Source organism: Cupriavidus sp. PB-02 (genome assembly GCF_058252315.1).
On sequence record NZ_CM177695.1, the window covers coordinates 2,357,971 to 2,380,974 of the forward strand.

The window sequence follows — 23,004 nt, forward strand, 5'->3', positions numbered from 1 at the left end:
TCGCGTGCTGTCGGCGTGCACAAGCCGGCCCGTCGCCGGGCTTCCGGCGTGGCTGCCAGGGAACCGCAGCGTCGAGCGCCTGCTTTAGGCGCTCGAGAGGCTCCCGCTCCTCGCCGGGCGGGCGTCGCTGCCAGCCGGTTGCACGGGGCCTGGCGAGAGGTATCGCGGGGAGTTGGCGCCCTACGTCCGACCCAATGCATGGCCCGATTGGCCAAGGAGGTGACGCACCGAACGACACTTCACCCGCGCCCCTGGCGAACCGCCGAACCTCGGGGCGCTGACCTGACCTTCCAGCTAATCCACATTGCCGGCGGAGCCCCGCTCCGTCCTGCCATTCGCCCGCCATCGCGGCGGATGCAACCAGGGAGACTTGACCATGCCGACCTACAAAGAACTGCTCGCGCAAAAGAAGGCGATCGATGCGCAGATGGAGGCCGCCCGCGTCGCCGAGTGTGCGGCAGCCGTTCAACAGATCCGCGATCTGCTGGACGACTATGACCTCACGATCGAGGCGGTCATGGCGCAGCCCCCCGGCGCAGCCAAGTCGTCGCCGCGGTCGACCCCCACGCAGGAGGAGACCGCGGTCCTGCCGGCGCTCTATCGGGATCCGGAAACGGGAAAGACCTGGTCTGGACGCGGGCGGGCGCCCGCCTGGCTGGGGGCCGATCGCGAGAAATTCCGGATGCGAGGAGCCGCGTAACCGTGGTGGCCCAGGCCGTGTCAATGTCAATGAATCTTCTTGGAATCCAATTGCCCCACCGGAGTCACGCATGTCCGCGATCACGCCCCCGCCCGCCTTCAACACCGCGCACATCCGAGCGGCGCTGCCCGAACTCTGGGCGGCCGGTTCCTTTGTCGTCCTGTCGATGAACTGGTCCTACCGAATGCCAGCAGCCTGCCAGTTCCTGCACCTGCTCGTCGAGGTGCAGCGAGGCACTTGCTGGCAGGCCGACATCGGCGACAACGCACTGGGGCATCGCGTGGGGGCGTGGCTGGACACGGCGCTGACGCCCGCCGATCCGGTCGCGCGCATCTATACCGACAACGCTGCAACCGTCAGTGTTGACGCGCTGTGCGCCTGGGCGACAGCCCGGCAAGCCGTCGCGATCTGCTATCTTCATTGCGCCGCGCCGGAGAGCGTGACGCGACTGTTGTGGTCCGCCAGTCACGACTGGGCGAAGCCGTTGTGCTCCGCTCAGGAACCCAACCTGTCCGCGTGGCGGGAGGCACTCGCGCACTGGCGCACCCGGGTCAACGCCTCGCTGGCGGCCGACCCGGCATGACCTTTCGCCCCAACTCGGTACGACGCAACATTTGCCGGCAGTTCAAGCGACACCCCCATTTCCGCCGGGCCGAGCCGCGCTGGCAGCCTTTTCACCTGGCGGCCCGATCGCGGGGAACTGGCCCGCAAAATGCCATTTCCTTCTGATTTAAGGAATGTTCATATCCCTTACACTACTTGCGCAGTCCTGCTACCGCCCGCGGCGCCGTTCCGGCGAGCGCGGGCATTTTTTTGAGCAACGTGGACGAGCGCCATGTGCAGACCGACTGCTTTACCAAGTAGGCCGGCGCAACCATCGGCCCAGCGACGCGCGCCAACCGTCATCCTTACGGGAAAAGAAAGCCGCTCGGACCGCTTGCCCAGCCACGCGGACATCCGACCTCGTTCGGATGTTATGGACGAAATACGTCAGTAGCGCCGGCTACGATGAGCTTAACGGCAGCGGAATCCTCCCCAACGTACCTGCCCCCCCGCGCGCCGGGACTGGGGGACCTTGGGATCCCGTGCCCGGAAATGGTGACGCCATGGCATGGCCGGCCGCCCCGCAGAGCGGTCGCCGCCTCAGCCGTCGCGTGACGCACGCTCGATGGTGGACTTGAGTAGCGCGGCCCACTAGCCGCGCGTTGTTCGGACGCGCGGTCCGCGGCTAAACGCCACAACCTCAACCTTGCGCAGCACACACCTCCAGCGCATTACGGAGGTGAGGAAGCGTGAAAACTTGAGGCCTTGGCGGCCGTCCCCGACCTGCGACACGAAGGTGGACGACATCGAGACGCGATCGTCGACCATGAGGGGGGCGTGAGCCCCTTGTCTTCTCGCCGTTTCCTTCCCCTCATGCCTTGTTGCAGACGCGCGGATCTGCGACGGGCCCGGTTTCCGGCTCGACAACCCCAGCGCGACAACCGAGCCGGGCCCTACTGGAGCGCGAAACGACAGGACGCTCCGAACACGCGGCCATTCTTCCCCCCGCCGCTCCTTGACTCCCCCCAATGGGGGCTTGCGGGTTCGGACATCGCAGGACAAGATCTGCCCAGCAGACTACCGCCTGTCGCGGATGCGGCCATGTCCGCATGGGCGCGGCAAGTGGCGACTCGAGAAAAAGCGGAAAGCCGGACCGGGGTCACAAACCATAATGATTGAATTTGTCACCAACAACAAGCGCGACAGCGTCATCCTTTTTGTTCATGGGTTCACGGGCGGGAATGATACCTGGAAGCACCACCAGGAAGGCTACTTCTTCGATCAGCTCCTGCAGTCAGAATTCGTGGGCGAGCATTTCGACATTGCAGTCTTCGAGTACTTCACCAAGCTATCCAACCTCTATGCCGATACCACTAAGGTAATCGGGACCGTGCTCTCGCTCTTCAAGAGCAACAAGGGCAAGGCGAAGAAGAACGTGGGCATCGACGAGATTTCCAATCTCCTGCGCACGCGCATCCGATTCGATCTGGCGGCTTATCGGAACATTGTCGTGATTGCCCACAGCATGGGCGGCCTCGTGACCAAGTCCTGCATCCTGAAGGACCTGCGCGCAGGGGAATCCAGCCGGATCAAGCTGCTGCTGTCTCTTGCCGTTCCACATCTGGGTGCCAATCTCGCGACCTACGGCAAGCTCTTGCTCAGCAATCAGCAGATTCATGACCTCGCGCCGTTGAGTGAGCTCTGCACGCAGATGAACGACGAGTGGGTGAAATACCAGGACAAGCCTGCGATCAAGTACTTCTACGGCGCGTACGACAACGTCGTCATAAAGGAAAGCGCGATGGGGACGGACAACATTCCCCAGGATGTCATCGCCTGCGACGACACGCACCTAGACATCTCAAAGCCCGCCGGCGCAAACAGCGTCACCATCACGGCGACGCGCCACTTTCTCGAACAGTTCGTCAAGCAGAATACGTTGCAGGCGGGGCTGAAGGCCAAGCAGTTGGAAAACTCCGACCAGTACAACGACGAGGCATTCGTGCTCAAGCTGGTGCTAGCCGACGTGCACAGCGCCACCATCAGGCACTCGAAGGAATACTTCCTGAACGCCGAGTACGCGCGCAAGCTTTTCAGCAGCGCCGCGGACCAGGAACGGCTAGCCCAGCTCTACGAAAGGGTCCGCATTCTCTACCAGGGTTGCTTCGGCCGATTTGTGGTTTCCGGCAAAGCCGACTCGACGCTCCTTGTCACCGAGATCCACGACAAGATCGTTGCAGAAGACGGTACCTATCTGCAAACGGCGCTGCCGATCATCCACGGCCTGCACAAGATGGGCATGCTGCACCAGCTCGCCAACGACCTGGACGGCGACATCTGGTGGGGCGCCGAACAATCCATCCCGGCGCTGGAGTCGCTCAAGGCCGCACTCGAGGTAAAAGCCTAGCCATGCGCCCGCTTCCGTATGTGGTACCCGACCACAGTACCCATCTCAACGTCGGCGTCCTGCTGCTCATCGTGAAGCGCCTGGGCATCACCCCCCGGGGGAAATGGATGCTGACCAACGAGCGGCTCCTGACCCTGCTGTATCTCCTCAAGTATCCCGTGGTGATGGCCAAGCTGCTGGGCCGCCTCGAGCTGCCGCCTCCGGCCCTTGCCATCGAGGACAGTCACTCGGTCGCCAGCATCTCAGTCAACGTGGACGCTCTGTTCGACCATGAGTACCTGCGCTATCTCCTGATGCACGCGGCATCCCGCGCCCTGATCTCGGTCAGCTATCGCAAACCCGAAGGCTTTGTGTATGCCCTGAGCCCGGCTGGGTCCCAGCTCACCGCCGAATTGACCGGCGATTACTTCGACAAGATTGACCGCTACCTCGTCGCGCTCGAACAGATCAAGTCTCATAGCACAGCATCGCTCAATGCCACGCTGAGCGAAATTCTAAAAGGCAGGTAACGACATGCAGACCAACAGACCGACCTTAGTCATCAATAAGCTCGTCCTGGTCGGCCGCAGGAAGAACTACCAGATCGCCTTCAGACAAGGGGTCAACATCATCTATGGCGATTCGGCCACCGGGAAATCCAGCGTGCTCGAATGCATCAACTATCTGCTCGGCTCGTCCAAGATCATCATTGACCGGGAAATCGAGACATCGGTGCGCTTCATCATGATGGAAGTCGCGATGAACAACCGGCTCTATGTGATCCGCCGCGACATCTTTCTTCCGAATGAACCGATTGAAGTGTTTGTTTGCGGACTGGATGGGATCGAGCAGAATTTCCCGCGCAGACTGGCACCCAACTTCAAGCTGCTGGAGGGACGGGACGGCTATTTTTCCGACTTCATGCTGGATGCCCTGAGGCTGCCGCGCGTCAAGGTGCGACAATCTCCATCAAAGGTCGATTCCGAGATGGTGCGCTTGAGCTTTCGCGACGTTTTCAAGTTCTGTTACTTGAAACAAGACGATGTCGGCAGCAAGGGGCTTCTCGGAGGCGGCAATTATGTCTTGGAGTCAAAGAATCGGGAAACCTTCAAGTACATCTTCAACCTGCTGGACACCAACATCACCGACGTCCAGGAAGAGCTGTCGGCGTTTACCACAAGGCAGAAGCGGCTCGTCGACAAATACCATACCGTTTCGGAGTTCCTGCGGGAAACCGAGTTCGAGTCTGAGCAAGCCCTGACGGACGCCGAAGCCGTTCTCACGACCCAGCACGCAGCCGTATCAGCGCAGTTGACGGAACTCAATGCACGGATGACGGCCGACAACTCGGCGTACCGCTTCCTGAGAGACAAGCTAACCGAGTTCAACGACCTGATCCGCCTGAGCGAGTCGGACCGAGCCGCGTCCGAGCGCGCCATCGACCGATACGTGAGACTCAAACATGACTACCAGGGCGACGTCGCCAAACTGCGTTCTGTCCGGACCGCACGATCAGTGATCGGCAATCCGCAGGAAACCTTTTCTTGCCCGCTTTGCGCGAGCGCAGTCGAGATGAAAGCGGTCAGGCGCGCATATGTGATCGACGACAGTGACCGGGCGGCTCAGGAAATCAACGTCCTGATGAAGCGCAACCGGGAGCTCGACACGCTCATCGATGCCGAACGAGACAAGCAGGTTCAGCTCGCGCTCTCGCACAAGATGTACGTCGACGACCGAGACAAGGCACGGCGACTGCTGGATGAGAGCTCCACGCAAATGATCACGCCATATCTCACGCAGCGCGACGGCCTGTCCGCCGAGCTGGCAAAGCTCGACGAGATGCGGCGTCAGATCATGCACGCTATCAAGGTGCGCAATCAGCAGAAATCCATCTTTACGGAGATCTCGTCGCTCGACGAGGCCATCCATAAGCTTCAGGAAAAGCTCGATCGGCTGAAAGCCGCCGCGCCATCGCTGGACGGCGTGCTTAGCGAGCTCGGCGATCTGCTGAGCCGCTACCTGCGATTCGTGAAGATCAAGGATCCCTTCGGCATCGCCATTGGACGCCGGACGTTTCTGCCGCTCTTGAGGAATCGCGACTATCGCGACATCACGTCGGGCGGTTTGCGCACGATCCTCTCGATTGGCTTCTACGTCAACCTGCTTGAAATGTACGTGTCTCCGGATTCCCCGTCCGCCACCGATCCTAATCTGCCGGCCTTTCTCATGATCGACACGGTGGGCAAGTACCTGGGCAAAACGCAGGACCAGTATCAGGACACGAGTGCCGGGGAGGATGAGAAGGAAGAAGTTTCCGACCCCGGCAAGTACCTGAACATGTACACCTACATGTTCGACGTCGCAGAGCGGGCGCGAACCGCAAACATAGCCTGCCAGATCATCCTGGTGGACAACGATGTCCCGCCGCAGATTCGCGCCCACCACGCGGAGGCGATTCGCGCCCACTTCAGCAGTGAGGGGGCGGAGGGCCTGCCACGCGGCCTCATCGACGATGCACACCTTATCGGCACTTAGCGGAACTGCGGAAGAACCAACGGCCACCGGGACGTCAGCGCCGGGCATACGGTGTGCGCCATAAAAAAGCATCCGCGCCCGTCGCAGGCGGCGTCAGCATTTTGGGGTCTCAAGATATGACGCATTGAGTTGCCCCGACCGGCGCGAAAAATGGCAACGCCTAGCCCCCTACTTCGGCCGACGCCAATGCTGAGCTCTCCTACCCGCCGGTGACATACCGGCCGGGAATTTACTGACGTATGCCTGTGTGAATGATCGCGACAAACTGCATCCCTTTTTTGGGGCAGCGTAAAGGCCTGGTGCCCATGGAGCGCCTGGCGGTGTTTGCCTAGACGGTTCTTGGCGACACATTACTCGCACGAGTGGAAAAGGGCATTCGCAGCAAGCAGGCGGAGTGGGACCTCGGTGGCACCGAAGTGGACTGGATCGTGACCCATGTCCCGGGCGGGCTATTCGAAAGTGGGGTGAGCGGGCAGTCCCTTTCACTGAAGGAGGGCTCTTCGGGCGAGTTCGAGTCCGGGCCGAGTTGAGCATTGGCCGCTGGTTCGCCAAATTTTACTTTCGAACGGCCAATCTTTAAGAGTCAATGATTTATGTCGAAGCTGAAGAGCCATGGTAGCCGGCGCGACTCGATACCCACCCTCGCTTCCCACGCTAGCTGCAATCGGTCGGCTTAAACGCCGCAGGTCTCTCTACCAACCGAAAAAGCCGGTGATCCCAAAGTTGAGCGGCGGCTTTGGGGGCAGTGAAATCGCCGATTCGAACGGCCGCCCGGGAGCCGATCAGCGACAAGCGCAGTTCTGGCGACAGGTATCCGTCCGAGCCCGGCCATGAAGGGACCTTCGTCTGATGCGTCGCCGAGACATTCATATGGCAGCTCCACTCAGCAAGCGGTCGTTCGATCGCCGAGAGACGGCGTCGCGTCATCGGCCGAAACGAATTTTCGACGAAAGCCGCATCAACATTTTTCCTAATGTCTACCTCCCGGCAACTAGAACGCAGTATTACTGCAGAGGATTTCTACGGTTACCGATTGCGGACTAAACTAGGATCAGTTACATGCCTATGAAGCCGAGATCGCTAACCATGAAACGCTCTGCAAAACTCGCCGCCTTTCGTATATCCAGAAAATGGGACTCTCAAGGACCGACGCGAGCCGGCAGCACCTCGCACACTCAATGACGCTCATTCATGCCAGCAGTCGCGAAGGCGCTTACTATGCATTGCCGTCAGCGCCAACACGGCACCTTTCTCGTTATTGTGAGCCATTTCAGACTCGGGACGCCGTCGTAAGTTTACCTGTGACTATATGACAAAATCCTATTTTGCGGCTTGCTTAAAATCCATCGTCTACTAGAATGGTTATTATCAGGCCAAATTAATCTAGCCACGGATCCTCATCATGAGAATCAACAATAATTTCTATAAAGAAATAGGATAATTGCGTGACGCAAATTTTCGCCGGATTGTCGCTACCGCGCTTGGGCGATGCGTTCCTGACCGGATCGGGCTAGCACAAGGGATGACGTAATGGCTGCGAAGATTTCGAGGGAGATTCTTGAAAGCTATCTGACGTGCCGCTACAAAGGTAGCTTGCAACTGTCGGGAGAACAGGGTGTCGCGTCAGATTACGATCTCCTACTTAGGGAGTCGAGAGATCGAATGCGAAAAGACGCCGCAACCAGGTTGGTTCGCGATAAGCAACGGGATTTTCTACAAGGCTTCGTCGTCACGTTTGAAGTGTTGAGGCGCGGAGTGCCCCTGCTGCTCGACATGACTTATGAAGAAGATCAACTTAAAATTCGGTTTGACGGCCTACAGCGATCGAATGGATCATCGCGACTCGGCGATTTTCATTATATCCCAATTTTGGTTTACGAAGGAAAGCGGCCTGGTAAGGAACAAAAGACCCTGCTTGCATTACTCGCATTATTTTTGACGACTGTTCAGGGGAAAGAGCCTCAATGGGGAATATTAATTTACGGGCGAGACTGTGAGATTCATAAGGTGAAACTGGGCCGAGGCATCTCACAGGCCCGGCGTATGCTAATGCAAATAATGGAGATGCGAGAAACGGAAGCCAAACCAAAATTAAGATTAAACCCGCATTGCCAGATTTGCGAGTTTCGCAAACGATGCCAATCTGAAGCAATGTCCAAGGACGATCTTAGCTTATTGAGAGGCATGAGCGAAAATGAGGTGAGTAAATATAACCGAAGAGGAATCTTCACGGTCACTCAGCTATCCTGCACATTCCGGCCGAAGAGGCGCGTCCCTCAACGGAAACAGCAGAATCAGCCCCACCAGCATGCCTTGCAAGCCTTGGCAATCCGGGACAAGAAGATTTACGTCCTAGGTTCGCCTGAACTGCCGAACAGCGCAGTTCGGATTTTTTTTGACGTCGAGGGTGACCCAGAAAGGGGGTTCGACTATTTGCTTGGAATGATCGTTGAAGCGGGAGGTATTAATAAGAAGTACTCATTTTGGGCAGGCAGCAGTGCCGATGAGCCCTTGATATTTCAGCGATTCCTCGATGTTGTATCAGTGCACGAGGACTTCCGCCTATACTCCTACGGCGGCTACGATACAGCATTCCTGCGTCGCATGATGAAATCATCGGGACGAGAGGAACTTGTAAAGAGCATCCTAGCGCGCTCAGTAAATGTGCTGTCGATCATTCGCGCGCACATCTACTTTCCCACCTATTCTAACAGCCTGAAAGACGTAGGTAGATATCTTCGTCACGAATGGAACGATCCCGACGCGTCTGGGATTCAGAGCATCGTCTGGCGGAGACGGTGGGAGGAGATGCGATCAAAAACTCTCAAGAAGAAACTCATCACATATAACTTCGACGATTGTGTTGCGTTACAGAAGGTAACGCAGTTTCTGTATGCTCTGTGCCCTTCGTCGACGCAGACGCTACGCGGACAGACGGTAGAAAGCGTTGACGGGTATCAAGTCTCGCTCGTCGAACAGATTGATCCGCAATTTAGGCGGCCTGATTGGCGCGAAGTGAACTTCGTAATCAAAGATTTTGATTTTGTCAATGAACGGGCATACTTTGACTACCAGCAAGATAAGATATTTATACGAACTAACACGGCTCGTAAGCGCAGAATGGCATTACAGCAGAGCGCAAGAAAAAGGGGCAAAAATCGATTGCCAATAAACCGGAACGTGAAAATCGTATGTCAAGAATGTCCATCGTGCGGAGGATCCGACCTGGGGATTAAGCCGGACGGTCGGTTAGCTCGCTTGGCATACGACCTTGTATTTTCTCCAAGTGGAGTAAGGAGGCGTGTCACGCGCTATACGACCTCCTGGCATCGGTGTGGTTTATGCAACACTGAATTCTTACCCCGGGAATATCTTACCTTGGAAGAGCACTGCCACTCACTGAAGAGTTGGGCAATGTATATGCACGTTGCGCATCGAATGACCTTCGGAGGAATCGCTGAAACATTATATGAGTGCTATGGATTGCCCCTTTATACGCCTGATATTTGGTCATGGAAGGCCGCCCTGGCCCACTACTACGAACCCACATACGATCTCCTCTTGAAGAGGATGATTGCCGGGCCCTTGATCCACGCCGACGAAACGGATGTTCATCTTGCACGAGTAGGAAAGGGTTACGTTTGGGTATTCGCCAGTCTCGAGGAGGTCGTCTTCATTTATCGGAAATCACGGGAGGGAGGTTTTTTGTCCGAACTGCTTAAGGATTTCCGGGGAGTACTAGTCTCAGATTTCTATGCTGCCTACGACTCGATTGATTGCGAACAACAAAAATGTTTGATTCACTTGTTGAGGGACTTCAACAACGATCTCCTGCGCAGTCCTTGGGACGAGGAGTTGAAGGAAATCGGATCGCAACTCGGTGTACTGCTAAGGACCATCATTGCGACCGTAGATCGTTACGGCCTCAGACGACGTAATCTTCGCAAGCATCAACACGATGTAGATGTGTTCTACGAGGTTCTTTTGAAGCAACAGTGTGGACAGTCTGAATTGGCCGAAGGGTATCGAAGAAGGATGATCAAGTATCGGAACAAATTGTTCACGTTCCTGGAACACGACGACGTGCCTTGGAACAACAACAATGCAGAACACGCCGTGAAACGCTTCGCAAAATATCGAGCTTTGGTCGATGGCAGATACGGGGAGGCAGGGCTCCATCACTACTTGGTCCTATTAAGCATATATGTCACATGTGAATTCAAGCGAGTCGATTTCCTCAGATTTCTGCTTTCTCGCGAGACCGATATAGACGCGTACGCTCTGACCAAGTCCAATGGAACACCTACTCCAAAAGTGGAAGTCTACCCGCCTGATGTCCAATGGAGACATCCAAGCCGAAAACAAACTTGGGAGCGGCAGGCGCTGCGGAAACAGCGCCGAGACTCTCCAAAGGGAGAGTCGTAGAAATCGGACGAGACGACCGGCGACCGACCGCCGCCATTTTGAGCCGGGGCCGATAACGACAGCTCGCTCATTGGTCCACAAGGGGTTCATTCAACCGCCTTCAGCGAGAATGCACAATTGTCCGCAATGGCCGATGATTTTCCGGCTGTGACGAAGCGCTGAATGACCGCTGTACTTTGGAAGCTGACGCCGGAGCCGTGCTGGGGCGAACGACGGCAGCGGGTCGATTCCAGCCCTCCATCACCTCGAAGCGGGGCTCGACGCCGGCCACCAGCGAGCCTTCCCACACCTACGTGATCCTGATGGCGCAGTATGACGGTGCGTTACCGACCCCCTACCCCAATCTCGCGCCGGACACTTACGCGTCAAACGAGAGGTATTGTGATAAGAAGACTCGCAATACCTGGTCGGCGTGCCGGGGGTAATCCCGAGGGTCAAGCGTCGACCTGGGGCATGGCGCACCCGTTAGAATCGCTCTTGCATCTAGCGCCAATGCCCTGCTCTGTCGGTCGTTCGCCGCCCCGAGCACGTCCTTTGTCCCCTGCTACTTCGATCCCAGCTTTTTCGCCGACATGCCTGCCCTCCTCCAGGATTCCGACACCCAACTCTTGCGGGAGCGCGCCGAGACGATCCTATGGATCAAAACGCAGATGGCCAGATATGGCCTGCATCTGGCCGACCTGCAGAAAGCAGGCTGCTTTTCTGAAGGAACTTCTCTCGGCAATTCCCTCGCCCGTCCGATTGGCTTCCGAGACGCTAATGGCCACGCGTGGGATGGTCACGGGGATCTGCCGGACTGGCTGCAGCGCGCGGTGAACGCTGGCCAGTCAATCGACCATTTTCGTGTAAAGCCATAGGATGCGAGAGACATGGATGCCGTCGCCGGACCAGTTCTCTACTTCTAGTATTGAAACATGACCGAAACCGCACGTTACGTCGCTGAGTTGGCACGGCGGGAGGGGATCGAGTATTCGGCGACCTACGCCGACGAATGGGCCACAGCCGTAGCGGGGCTACTGGGTGACGAGGTGGCGCCTGACGCAACGGATGATCTGCTTGTTGCCCTTACGCGCGCTGGCAAGCTGTCCCCCCGCGACATGGTCGCCTTAGTCATCGCGCATCATAGGGAACTGAAACAGCACGTTTAATGTCGTCCGTCCGTTTGGATGGGTTGGACTACGGCACCGGCCCTCGCACCATCCCACGGACGGACAGGTTCCCAGCGCGATACGTCGGCTCCTTAGCAGCCAGCCGCGACCGGCCATCTATAGGTCCACCTGCGCGCATCCGACCGAGACCGGCCACTAGCCGCCGTTCGCCATCACCGTCACGTAGCCATTCGAGCGGCGGCACCGCGTCTAAAAGCGGCCATTCCGGCTCTCGCCCGTGAACGTCCGGTGCGCCTACTGGCGAGTACCCAGCTACCGCAGGAAGCAACACATCTCTTTGCACTATTTTTTGGCCGCGCCACACATACGGGAGTAGTCACAGGTGGCGCATTTCTTCGTAGAGGGCGTAGGTCGAAGCATCCCTTCGCGCAAGACGGCGGCTGCATGCTTAACCTTTGCTTTCACCCCATCTAGAAAATCCTCGTCCACAGATCGTGGCTTCCTCTTTCGTTCGTCCAGATTATAAATCTCGACGTAGTCAGCGTTACGCCCCGTCAGCTCTTTATAACCAAGAGCATAGATGTGAAGCTGGGTTTCGGTAACGTCCTCCGGCTGCGCCCGTTTCGTCGACTTGAGATCGACGATGCTCGTTTCGTCAGTATCCTTGCGGCGAACGAGGTCAATGCGACCAGCAACGGATACGCCATCTCCCAGGTTGACTTCTATAAGTTTTTCGGAAAATTCGATGTTTCTAAATTCACCGCGATTATCTGAGATATAGTCCATCAACACTTTCGTTGCAGCTTTCTCCAATTGTTCACGCAGAGCCTTGTATGCATAAGGTGCGTGCAGATGAGTTTCGATCAACGAAGGGACGTCACTTTCCCTCATTACTTCCCCGCGAATCGCCCGTGCGTGCACCTCAGCCAGCGCATCGTGAAGCGATTTTCCATATCCGAGCGCCTCATCGATAGGCGCATTAAATCCATATAAAATTCGTAATTTGAACTGATACGGACACTCAAAGAAATATTTAATGTCAGAAAATGTCAGGGTAACGTTCGTTATCCCTGCCTTCGGCTTTGGCTGCAGACGCTTGCGGTTTGAATAGTCTTGCCGCTGACGCTTTACGTACTTCGACGCGAGAATGTCGTCCCAAAAACTCGAACTAAACTGATATAACTTATTCCGCAGAACTGGGGCCCAAGTCATATGTAGGAACTTTTGAGCCCGCGTCAATGCGACGTAGAACAATCGACGCTCGTCCTCGAGACTTCCCTCATATCGTGCTTGCCCTTTCACAGCTTCCTTCGGGATAAGATGCCAGACGGTACGCCCACCGAGCCTCTTGGACGGGAAGCGATTTTTTAGAAGGGCAGGGACAAAAACTACGGGCCACTGCATCCCTTTCGCTTGGTGCACAGTCATGATTCGCACCGCGTTCGGGTTCGCGTACTGGTTTGACTGCCATCCTTCCGGATACGATCCTTCCGCCCTGTATTCAAGGAAATTGGCAAAACTATCGTACTTCTCCTTCGGGGATGAATGAAAGTGAATTGCCTCAAAATCAGAGATTGCTTGACTAAACTTTCCCAAATTATAAAACAGAATCTCCCCTCGCCCTTCTTCGCCTGGAACTGTCTCTTCGCGTATTTCCGCATTTTCCAGGAAGTCGCGGAAAACGCGCTGCGGCGAATATACGGAGTATCGCTCCTCCCCAGAAATCATGTCATTTCGACTCTTTTCAGCTATGGCAATTGCCTTTTTTAGTGTCGCCCGCGTAGCACCTGTATCAGCAGCTTGCCACGATGCGAGCACGGACTTCTCATCAAGGCGGTGGTCCGCCATAAAATAGAATAGATCTCGAGCAGCTCTAGCTTCAGGCGTAGCGAACAAATCGTTCATTCCAACGATAAGAAATGGAATGCCCGCTGTCCGGAGCGCTCGCGTAATCGGTTCCGCGTTCTTTGCGACGCTGCGTAGCAAAATTGCCATGTCGGACCAGGCGATCCCACGGAATTGGTTATCCGACTCCTTGATTGCCACACCCAAGAGTGACCTGCATGTTTTTACGATATAGGCGGCCTCTTCATCGGGATCATCAAAACTCAGTGCAACCAGATCACCAGGCTCATAGTCTTGAGCTCCTGTCGGCTTCATATGCTTTGGTAGGCGTTCTGAGTTCTGCTCTATGAACGACCGAGCGGTTTCTACGACACCCTCGCTGGATCGAAAATTCTCCTCTAGTTTTACTTGTCTCACAGGGGCATATCGCTTTCCAAACGCAAGAATATTCTGGACGTCACTTCCCCGCCATTGATACAGCACTTGATCATCATCCCCAACAACGCATAGTTCTGCGCCTAAGCCATGCAGGGCATCAACTACCGCATCCTGAATCGGATTTACGTCCTGGTACTCATCGACGATCACGTGTTTGATCCGGTCGGCGAGCCGCGCTCGCAGCTTCGTATCGCGACGGAGTGCCTCAACTGCCTCATCAAGAATTGCCGAATAGTCGAAATAGCTTTTGTCGTCGAGTAAGTGGCGGTATGAGCTAAGTCCGGATACGATCGAGCAATCTCTAAGGGCGCGAGGAATAATGGATGCTTCACGAAGTATCGTCAGGGCATCGGTATAGTTGCTGGTATCAACGTATCGCCTCAGCGGTTTTCCCTGTAGGTCGGTGCACCTCGTTAGCCCACTTTTCGACGAATGCCTATCTACGAAAAGTGTTTGCTGAACGTCGCTCAGAACTTCAAATTTCAGATATTTTGAAACCTCACTCTTTAGCAGTTCGAGACAGAAGCTATGGATAGTCCCAACGTACATTTCTGACAACCCGATGAGATCGCCTAGGGCCTCGTGGCAGCGTTCAACAATTCTCTCCTTGAGTTCTGCGGCGGCCTTGTCGGTAAAAGTGAATGCAACGATATTTTTCGGACAGACTGAATGTCTGTGTCCGGGAGTCAATAGATGCACAACGCGGCGCGCGACAACTTCTGTCTTCCCTGACCCCGCACAGGCGATTAGCTGAAGATTGCCGCCTGCATGGTTGATCGCTTTTCGTTGGTCGTCAGTAAAGTTCATACAGCCCCCGTTTCCGTTTGCGATCCGGCATATTCCGTAATCCGGCACTTCGTCGCTCGTAATGCGCCCCTACACCTATATTGCGCCGCGAACCCCATGCCCCGCAGGGGCTTGACAGAGCCGTCAACTACTCCGGCGGAAGAAAGGTGAAGATCTGCGCCCCTTCACGAGTCAACGCAAGGGCAATCCTGAAATGAGCGCATCTCCGTCTCGCAGCCAAGCGTACGCTACTCGTGCGAAGCCTGTTACGGCCGCAACGATCAACGCGTGCTTCGCGTCCCTAGAACGACCGACCCATGCTTCGCGGTCGGGCAAGATCGATCTGGAGTCTCAGCCAAAGCTGACTGGTCATCTCTGCATCTGCCATCGCTCGGTGTGACCGGCCGGACCTTGGCAAACCCAGCATTTCAGCCAGGGTCAATAGCTTATGGTTCGGCGCGTGTGGATATGCGCGCCTTGACATTTGCATAGTGCATTCGAACACGGTGGCCGTTGTCATGCCCAATGCTCCAAGTTCGGATTTCCAGAACATGCTATCGAAGCTTGCGTTATGTGCCACCACTGGATTCTTACCAACGAATTTTTCTGCTTCACGCATTACTTTCGAGGCAGGCGGCGCAGATTCGATCATTTCGTTACTGATGCCGGTTAACCCGACAACGTGTGCGGGTATAAATTTTCCTGCATTCATCAGGCTTTCGTATCTGTCCACGATCTGGCCGTCACGTACCAACAGAGCGGCTATTTCCGTGGCACGATCCCCTTGGCGTGGCGACAAGCCCGTCGTTTCAAAGTCTAGAACCACTACTGTCCGCATGATGTCCCCTTAGTAATGTTGGAATATTCCGGGCGGATCATCCTACGTCTCCGCCTGCACTGCTACACACCTTCGAACTCTACGAGGTAATTGTTTTGATCCTTGGCCGCGTGCTTAGATTCTGTACACGCCGAAGAAAAAGAGTATCGATCGAACGACGGACTGCATCGCAGACAGCTCAGAAAAGGTTGATTCAGACCTGAAACGCCGCGTAAATGGATTGGCCTCACACGGGGGGCATCTCCACACATGGCTTGGGAACATGACTCTTGACATTGCGTCTCGCTCCCACAGTGGTGCCAGCGAGAGTGAGACAGGAATCAGTTCGGCATGCCCGCAGTCGGGGCATTGCATGATGTGATCGTGAAGAAGGGGATGGCCCCGCTGTCGTATTTCGACTTGTCCCAAGAACCACGGATTCGGGCACGCGTCAGGGTTGGGCAAACCGATCAAGGAACTATGTCGCAGAAGTTTGGCAGCCATCCGGACATCGGAAGCGTGATTGCATAGATGGACTGCCAGACAAAAAAAAGCCCGCGATGCCGGGGTGTGGCGCGGGCGGTAGCAGGACTACAAGGCAAGTTTGTCCTGATCTAGAACATTCTTGGATTAAACGGGTTTTTGTGCCGTAATTCTGCACCGCAGCACGGTTGGTTTCCATACTTGTCCGGCGATCCCGCGAACATGCAGCCTGTCCATCAGTTGCGCGTGGACTTTGCCACTCCATCCCGGTCGCCCCACCTGAAGTTCAGGCGAGAACCGGCTGGTGTTCGTATGCCTGCACAAAGGCCTGTTCCTTGGTTGCCAAGGCGGTGACGGTCTCACCGGCTGCATACCGGACCATCACCCACGGCGGTGTCCGCGTGTCGCACCAAATTCGCGCTGATACTTCCAGATTTCATAATCCAGCAGCCGAACGGTCATTTCGGGCAGGGAAGTCCTGATATGGTCTGTGGCAGCAGACATCAACGATTGCGCCTCTGCGACCGGGACGTTTCGCCCGAGTGCGTCCGTCAGGAACCCCAAGACCATGCGGTCAGGTTTCGTATACTCATCCGACCCGGCAAGCATCCAGAAATAACCAAGCGAAATGCCACTGCTCTGCCCCGGAATCGTTCGAATATCCGTCTCAAGGTCATCATTATTCATCGCCGTCGGGATGTCTTGAAAGTACTCTATCCCATATTTCTTCAGGGTGGCGGCAAATTCCAGAACCGCCTCGACCTTGGTTATGCCGTTGACCGCCGACGTTCGTTGACGGTTGTTTAATATCTCTTCGGTCATAACCCCGAAGCCACGCTCAATGTAGCGTTCGCAAAGGGCGCTTACAGACTCTTGCTCCTCGCGGGATGGGATTGACGTGCGGTCACGTCGAAATTTACGCAGGCCGAAATGCTGGCAATATCTCGAAACAACGTTTTGCGTGCTTTGATATTTTACATTTATCGAAAAAACGGCATCAATGATGCACAACGGCAAACTCTGGTAGTAATACTCGTCGCTTAGGCTGGCAGAATGAAGCGGCAGGACACGGTTGCAATATTCAGCAACCTTCAAGGCGTCATCACGCATGATCCGCATTCCCATTTGTAAGGTTTTGAATTGATGGCCGTGTGCCCTGATAGCGTTTGCAATCTCGGGTTGACCGCTGTTTCGAATCCGCTGTCTTCCTTTGTAAGCATTGTGCGACCAGTCATCAATCCACCATTTGGTCATCATTCCAGCCAGGCCTCCCATATCACACGACCTCAAAGTCCTCTTGCCGGAACGGCGCATACAGTTCGCCATCAAACAGCACGGCATACACGCCGGTCCGCTTGCCGTAGGCGACAATTTGCACCGTCTCGCCGACGAGAAACTCCGTGCTCGGGGTACGTGCGTTTAGCACTTTGACTACCGTACCGGCTTCAAGCGGGGTGTCCATAGCTCACCTTCCCAACAGCGGACGCTCGTCGCGCCCGTTTCTTGCCTCCAGCTTGATCTACCAAAGAGAGAACACCATGCCACTGTCTGATACCGGTATGCCAGTTGCCCGGATCGCACCAGACATCAAGACCAGCAGAGTAATGCGGGGGCTTGAAGCGGGGGCGGCACCTTCAGCCATCGCGAGTTAGTGCCGCTGGAAGCAATCGAAGCCCACGTCTTCCTGTATATGCCTTCGACTCCAGTGGTCAATCCGCCATTGTTGTCGGACGATGGGATTCGGAAGGCTATGCTGCCCTCACGCTTGGATTATGTCCCACACAGACACTCACTACCGATTACCTGCGTCGGAATGACGCTGGCAAGGGGCGGATGCCGGCTCCACAACAGTCAGGTCATAGGCGCCACCATGACCCAAGCACGATGTTCGTCGGAGGGAGAGACGATCACGGTACATTCCTCGCAGAGGTGATCCGCCGGCTCCCACCGTACTGACGTGTCGCTATGCTTTTGATGGGTCGCAAGTACTGCGCGCGGGCCAAGAAATGGATTCGGCGGGTTCAGTAGCCGCGATTGGATCTGCTCCATCCCGCGCCCCCAACCCCGGCTCAAGCGGGCGATGGCCTCGCTCGACGGGAATGGGTCGTTGTGCATGGCACAGACGATCCCATCCAGCAACGGCTTGATAACGTTCGCGACGCCGCTGTCCCCCATCCGGGTCTCAAGCTTCACGTACAGGGAAAACGGCTGCCCTGGCAGCGGTACATAATCCATGCGCGGTGCCTGAGTCGCGGACCACCAGACCTCCTCGGGCCGCTTTAGCGCGGAGCCCTTGGGGAGGTAGAAGCAAAAGTTTGGCCCCATTTTCGGGTCCAGTCGGTCAATGAACCGATAGTCGTAGTGATGCGCGAACGCTTCGACTTGAGGGCTGAGTGGCGGCACTTCCCGTCGGCGTCGAAAATGGACCCCGTGTCGGGTCAGGTTGGAGAAGTTGTCCGTCCCAATGTTGTAGATGACAAGGTTTTCAACGTCGGCATCATGCTTCGTTTCCAGCGAGGTGTAGCAGCAGGACAATAGGCTCTGATCCGGCAGCCGCAGGTCCCAAAGCGCGTCCCGCAGCGTTTCCCGGATAGCATGAAGCGCCCCCTTTGGTTCCAAAGGGATCCGCTTTTCGAGCCAGAGACTCACAGACGACTCGCTCGACATAAAATGATGGGCGATTTCCATTTGCCGATCTCCGTCTTTTTTCGAAGTAAGATCTGTACGCTGCCGTCGGAGCGTGGATACCCCTCCGCTACCGCATTGCCTGATATTTTTTGCAGACGCCCCACTTCTAATGTGAAGCGGCTGTTCTGGGTGGTTGGCTTCGTCTCTCCATTGTGCGCGCGCAGCGCGGCAAAACTATCCGTCGAATGGCCGATTAAACTTGAACTGGGAGAGCGACTGACCGTATCACCAAACTCCTGTTGCTCGAGTCATTGTCGGTCCCAAATCCGCTCCAAAGCCATACATAGACGCCCCGACCGGGCGTATCGGCTTCAACCTTGAATCAACCCTTTCTGTGGAAAGGGCATACCACGTAGAGGCCGAGCGCTCGCAGCGGCTGGATGTCGTTCAAACCGGTCGTTAGACCCTGCAGGTTTGGATGTCTCAGATGGGTCGTTCTGCGACGCTCAGACCTCATACGAACGCGCGGAAGCCGCCAAAATCCGTGTGCCTCAAACGCCATGTTTTGACATTCCACCTCAGGTGAGGAAGGGGTGGCATTCTCCAGCGCAGAACCCCTTGTTTACAGGCAAAAAACGGGCCCCATCTGGAAAGGCGGGACCCGTTTTGCGTTTCAACAGATTTTGTTAACGGCTAGCCATCAAGGGGCTTTTTTGTTATCCGTGGACAGATACCGCGCTCTGCCCAGGTTCGTTGGTTGCGGCTTGGCGCGCATATTGGTCAAACGCAGCCTTGGCTGCACTCTCCATCCTGCCTCCAACGAGGATACCGTCGCGCGTGGTCTGTTCGAGTAGGGTGCTGATCTCACGTCCCGCGCATTTACTCATAAGTCAGGAATTTGGCGGACAAATAGTCTATCCTTGAGCGATGGTCATTGAGGGGAGCGCTCATGAAGCACGACGGCCGCAGCCTGGCTCACAACACGCTTGAAGAAATGCGCATCCTGGCGGTGCAACGCATGGCCGAGGGGGAGCATCCGGATGATGTCGCGGCATCGTTCGGGATGAATCGGTCGTGGGCGTACAAGATTCGCGCCCAGGCGAGCGGCCGCGGTGTACGGGCGCTGCGCTCGACCAAAGGCACGGGTCGCCCGCGCACGCTCACGCCTGCGCAGGAGCAGCGGGTGTTGCGATGGATCAACGGCAAGAATCCGATGCAGTACGGGTTCGATTTTGGGCTGTGGACGCGCAACCTGGTTCGCGAACTGGTGCAGCAAAAGTTCGGCGTGACGCTGAGTCTGGCCTCGATCGGCGCGATGCTGGCACGCCTGAACCTGACGCCGCAAAAGCCGCTGCAGCGCGCTTACCAGCGCGATCCAGAGGCAATCGATCGCTGGCGGCACGACACGTATCCGGCCATTGCCAAGCAGGCTCGTGAGCAGAAGGCGGATATCTTCTTCTGGGACGAATCGGGCTTTCGCGCTGACTCGGTGCATGGCAAGACCTGGGCGCCGCGCGGCGAAACCCCCATTGTCGAGCGTCCCGGCCAACGGCAAAGCATGAGCGCGGCGTCCGCCGTCAACTCGAAGGGTGCCTTCTGGTTCGCAACGTACGAAGGCGGGCTCAGCGGTGAGTTGTTCGTCACGCTGCTCAAGAAGCTGATGTTCAATCGAAAGAAGGCGGTGCATCTGATCGTCGACGGATTGCCAGCGCATAAGAAAGCCATCGTCAAGGACTACGTCGCCAGTGCGCAGGGCAAACTGACCTTGCATTTCCTGCCTGGTTACGCCCCGGACCTCAATCCGGATGAGTTGGTGTGGAGTCACGTCAAGCGCAACGGCGTCGCGCGATCCCCTTTGCAAAAAGGCGAAAAGCTGGGTTCGCGAATTCACGAGCAGCTTGCACAAATTCGACGCGACCCGAAGCTCGTGCGCTCGTTCTTCAGGCACCCATCTGTCCGCTATATTACTGACTTATGAGTAATCATCGCCGCTGAGTGTTCCTCATCTGTGTCGCTTTTCTTATTCATCCAGTGATGTGAGAATCCAGCGGCTACCGAATCTCTCGTAGTAGAGCTGTAGCCCCTCGTTCGCCAATTCGGCGAGCAACCAATCTGGGGCCTCGCGAAGCACGCGAGCCACCACCACATCAGTAGCGTTGCGTAAGAACATTTTAATCTCCACGACAACAGCCTGTGATCGTGCACGCCGCGCTAGGCTAGCATCAACGAGCATTGCTACTACCGTCGTGCGCATTTGCTAGTCCATCCAGCATTGCGCGCACGTGCGCGGATTGCTCGCGTGTCCAACGATTAGAAGTCTTCGTGGGCGCCGTACCGGATACTACAGCGAGTTGAATGTCGTCCCCGTGGCGCTTGCTGAGGACATTGCGTGCATGTTCGCAGAATTGCTCCGCCAGCTCTTGTGTCTCCAGTTGAACCCGCCCTACGGGGCTTGTGAGGCGTACCGATGGGCCAACAAATAGGTCGTCTTTCTCGTGCACGGCCCACAGTACTGATGAAACGTTGTGCAGGGCTTGAGAGTTCATCACTCTGACGGTGAAGTAATCACGATTTGGCGGAGGCCAAGCCGCCTTGTATGGCTGCGCACTGCGTGGCAGTGTGGGATTGGTCATGGGCTCCCCCTACTTCAGTAGGATGACCGACGCCACTGCGTGCCGATCGATGTTTTTCACCCCCTGGCTCTCCAGATACCGGATACCTGCGACCATGGCGTCGCTGGAGGACTCATACAACGGGAGCGATCGAGAAGGTGCGATGCCGCCATCTTGATCGAAGGTGACTACGACCATATGTTTGCCAGCAGCGACGCTGTACTCGGAGTCAATTTTGTAGTTGCGCTTCATGCTTTTCCGATTCACCTAGGCACTACCTCATCTTTTGATGGCTGATCAAAACCGACTTCTAGGGTTCGGCTTCGTCGCTGTGTGTCGCTCGTGAAATTCTCGTTCCAGAAGCTGCGCGCGGTCGCGACATAATTGTGATACTTGATTTCGTTCGGAAGCTCCAAACCAAGGGTCGCTAACTCACCCGTCGTTGGGTCGATCACACGCACTGCGCAGTCTCCGTTGCGCTCCATTCCGAACGGCACATGTTTAACCACATACCGCGTCAGGAATCGACGCCATTCCTCCTGAGTGGCGAAATACCCAAACAGCCTTGCATACGCTCGTCCATTGTCTTTGATCGTCGGTTTCTTGAATCCGCCGCGGCTTTTCACGTTCAGCAGCCTTTTCTTTCGTGAGTGGATCGCCATTGCACGATGCGCGGAACGACGAGTCCGGCGAGATGACGCGTATCAGCCTCGGTACCCGAGTAGTCAAACGAAAGCGACACAGTTACAAGCTCAGCACGTTCGATGGCGGGGCGAACGCTCTGGAGAAAGTCACCAATCTCGTCGTCAGTCCAGAGATCCCCGGTCGCCCACTTGTCCGTTCGATTGAACAGGTCAAGGCAAAGGTCGAAGATAACAGGTCCATTGAATTGGACCTGGGCAAGCTGGCCAGGGTCGTCGTGCATGAACTCGCGGACTCCAGTATCAATTAGTAGCGGTTCACCAAGGCCCGACTCAGTGCCCGTCTGCTTGCAGAAAAAGTGCACCTCTGTAACGAGCTTTCGGATCACGGCTGGCGCGATAAACGAGTCGAATTGGATGCGCTCTTTGTTGCGAACCATCGCCTCGATCTCCTTCAGGTCGGCGGCTAGAAGCCGGTCTCGCGCCTCCTCGCTTTCATGGAAGTCGTTGATGCCGTCCCAATGGTGGTCAGCATGGATCAGCGAAAACCGTTCGATCCCGCGTTCAAGGCCGAAGCGCGTCCAAACGAGGAATGCCCAGCGGTGATCATCCATGAGCCACACGTCCGCTCCGAGGTCGGACAGATACTCGCTATCAGGATGGAGTTGGCTGAAATCGACTTCGCGCATCATCTTTTCCTACGCCGTGACATCACGGTGCGGCGATATGGTACTCGCTTGCTCTAGCAAATAGCGGGAGACCTGAAGAATCACGTTTGAGGCGCTCTGATAGCTGATCGTGACGCCTCCCGCACGGACCTTGTAAAATACACCACCGCGACCGCTGGTAATCCGCTCTACCTCGTCAGCTCCCCATATGGCGGCAAGATTACACAGCGTTTCCTCAATGGTCTCGCGCTGATTCATACCAGTGTTACGCGTACTGGTGGAAAAGCGGTTGCCGCTAAGGTCCGGTTTTCCGCTAACGATGCTGGCTGGCTTCATATCTTTTCCTATTCAAGTAGGGATCAGGCTGCAGCCTCTATAGCGCAAGCTG

19 protein-coding genes are annotated in these 23,004 nt (G+C 56.2%); 9 read left to right on the plus strand and 10 right to left on the minus strand.

Translation table 11 applies throughout. From position 1 onward, the window contains the following. Positions 1-376: 376 nt before the first annotated feature. The 8 genes from AC10V3_RS31500 (at position 377) to AC10V3_RS31535 (ending at position 11,737) form a co-directional block, all read left to right on the plus strand. Positions 377-700: an H-NS histone family protein gene (locus AC10V3_RS31500; RefSeq protein ID WP_490923892.1), complete on the plus strand. Its 324-nt coding sequence runs from the start codon at positions 377-379 to the stop codon at positions 698-700. A gap of 70 nt (positions 701-770) precedes the next feature. Continuing rightward, positions 771-1,283, plus strand: a complete 513-nt coding sequence (locus tag AC10V3_RS31505) for a hypothetical protein (RefSeq protein WP_490923893.1) — start codon at positions 771-773, stop codon at positions 1,281-1,283. Positions 1,284-2,414: 1,131 nt separating this feature from the next. Beyond that, the gene (locus tag AC10V3_RS31510; protein ID WP_490923894.1) at positions 2,415-3,650 is read left to right on the plus strand and encodes an ABC-three component system protein; all 1,236 of its coding nucleotides are present in this window, start codon (positions 2,415-2,417) and stop codon (positions 3,648-3,650) included. A gap of 2 nt (positions 3,651-3,652) precedes the next feature. Then, the gene (locus AC10V3_RS31515) at positions 3,653-4,159 is read left to right on the plus strand and encodes an ABC-three component system middle component 4 (RefSeq protein ID WP_490923895.1); all 507 of its coding nucleotides are present in this window, start codon (positions 3,653-3,655) and stop codon (positions 4,157-4,159) included. 4 nt (positions 4,160-4,163) lie between these two features. After that, positions 4,164-6,164 carry an AAA family ATPase gene (locus tag AC10V3_RS31520; protein WP_490923896.1) on the plus strand — a complete coding sequence of 667 codons (2,001 nt, stop codon included), beginning with the start codon at positions 4,164-4,166 and terminating at the stop codon, positions 6,162-6,164. A gap of 1,530 nt (positions 6,165-7,694) precedes the next feature. Continuing rightward, positions 7,695-10,589: a TM0106 family RecB-like putative nuclease gene (locus tag AC10V3_RS31525; protein WP_490923897.1), complete on the plus strand. Its 2,895-nt coding sequence runs from the start codon at positions 7,695-7,697 to the stop codon at positions 10,587-10,589. A 572-nt stretch (positions 10,590-11,161) separates the two neighbouring features. After that, positions 11,162-11,446: an H-NS family nucleoid-associated regulatory protein gene (locus tag AC10V3_RS31530; RefSeq protein WP_490923898.1), complete on the plus strand. Its 285-nt coding sequence runs from the start codon at positions 11,162-11,164 to the stop codon at positions 11,444-11,446. Positions 11,447-11,503: 57 nt separating this feature from the next. Further along, positions 11,504-11,737, plus strand: a complete 234-nt coding sequence (locus tag AC10V3_RS31535) for a hypothetical protein (RefSeq protein WP_490923899.1) — start codon at positions 11,504-11,506, stop codon at positions 11,735-11,737. A gap of 303 nt (positions 11,738-12,040) precedes the next feature. Here AC10V3_RS31535 and AC10V3_RS31540 read toward each other — a convergent pair whose 3' ends face one another. The 5 genes from AC10V3_RS31540 to AC10V3_RS31560 all read right to left on the minus strand — a co-directional run bounded on the left by AC10V3_RS31540 (position 12,041) and on the right by AC10V3_RS31560 (position 18,755). Further along, positions 12,041-14,788, minus strand: a complete 2,748-nt coding sequence (locus AC10V3_RS31540; protein WP_490923900.1) for an ATP-dependent helicase — start codon at positions 14,786-14,788, stop codon at positions 12,041-12,043. Positions 14,789-15,068: 280 nt separating this feature from the next. After that, the gene (locus AC10V3_RS31545) at positions 15,069-15,605 is read right to left on the minus strand and encodes a 3'-5' exonuclease (protein WP_490923901.1); all 537 of its coding nucleotides are present in this window, start codon (positions 15,603-15,605) and stop codon (positions 15,069-15,071) included. Between the two features lie 843 nt (positions 15,606-16,448). Further along, positions 16,449-17,324 carry a DUF8548 family protein gene (locus AC10V3_RS31550; RefSeq protein ID WP_490923902.1) on the minus strand — a complete coding sequence of 292 codons (876 nt, stop codon included), beginning with the start codon at positions 17,322-17,324 and terminating at the stop codon, positions 16,449-16,451. A gap of 19 nt (positions 17,325-17,343) precedes the next feature. Beyond that, positions 17,344-17,529 (minus strand): hypothetical protein, encoded by a 186-nt coding sequence (locus tag AC10V3_RS31555; RefSeq protein ID WP_490923903.1) that lies wholly within the window; start codon positions 17,527-17,529, stop codon positions 17,344-17,346. A gap of 389 nt (positions 17,530-17,918) precedes the next feature. Then, complete coding sequence (locus AC10V3_RS31560; protein ID WP_490923904.1) at positions 17,919-18,755, minus strand: hypothetical protein; 837 nt, start codon at positions 18,753-18,755, stop codon at positions 17,919-17,921. An 889-nt stretch (positions 18,756-19,644) separates the two neighbouring features. Here AC10V3_RS31560 and AC10V3_RS31565 point away from each other — a divergent pair. Then, the gene (locus AC10V3_RS31565) at positions 19,645-20,673 is read left to right on the plus strand and encodes an IS630 family transposase (protein ID WP_490923905.1); all 1,029 of its coding nucleotides are present in this window, start codon (positions 19,645-19,647) and stop codon (positions 20,671-20,673) included. A gap of 42 nt (positions 20,674-20,715) precedes the next feature. Here the strand turns inward: AC10V3_RS31565 and AC10V3_RS31570 are convergent, their stop codons facing one another. The 5 genes from AC10V3_RS31570 to AC10V3_RS31590 form a co-directional block, all read right to left on the minus strand. Next, on the minus strand, positions 20,716-20,865 hold the full coding sequence (locus tag AC10V3_RS31570; protein ID WP_490923906.1) for a hypothetical protein: 150 nt from the start codon (positions 20,863-20,865) through the stop codon (positions 20,716-20,718). Between the two features lie 472 nt (positions 20,866-21,337). Beyond that, complete coding sequence (locus tag AC10V3_RS31575; protein WP_490923907.1) at positions 21,338-21,559, minus strand: hypothetical protein; 222 nt, start codon at positions 21,557-21,559, stop codon at positions 21,338-21,340. Between the two features lie 11 nt (positions 21,560-21,570). Next, the gene (locus tag AC10V3_RS31580; protein ID WP_490923908.1) at positions 21,571-21,969 is read right to left on the minus strand and encodes a hypothetical protein; all 399 of its coding nucleotides are present in this window, start codon (positions 21,967-21,969) and stop codon (positions 21,571-21,573) included. Further along, entirely contained in the window at positions 21,936-22,640 is a 705-nt protein-coding gene (locus tag AC10V3_RS31585) for a peptide arginase family protein (protein ID WP_490923909.1), read from the minus strand. The genes AC10V3_RS31580 and AC10V3_RS31585 overlap by 34 nt, the downstream gene beginning before the upstream one ends. Positions 22,641-22,646: 6 nt before the next feature. Next, positions 22,647-22,952 carry a hypothetical protein gene (locus AC10V3_RS31590; protein ID WP_490923910.1) on the minus strand — a complete coding sequence of 102 codons (306 nt, stop codon included), beginning with the start codon at positions 22,950-22,952 and terminating at the stop codon, positions 22,647-22,649. Between the last annotated feature and the right edge of the window lie 52 nt (positions 22,953-23,004).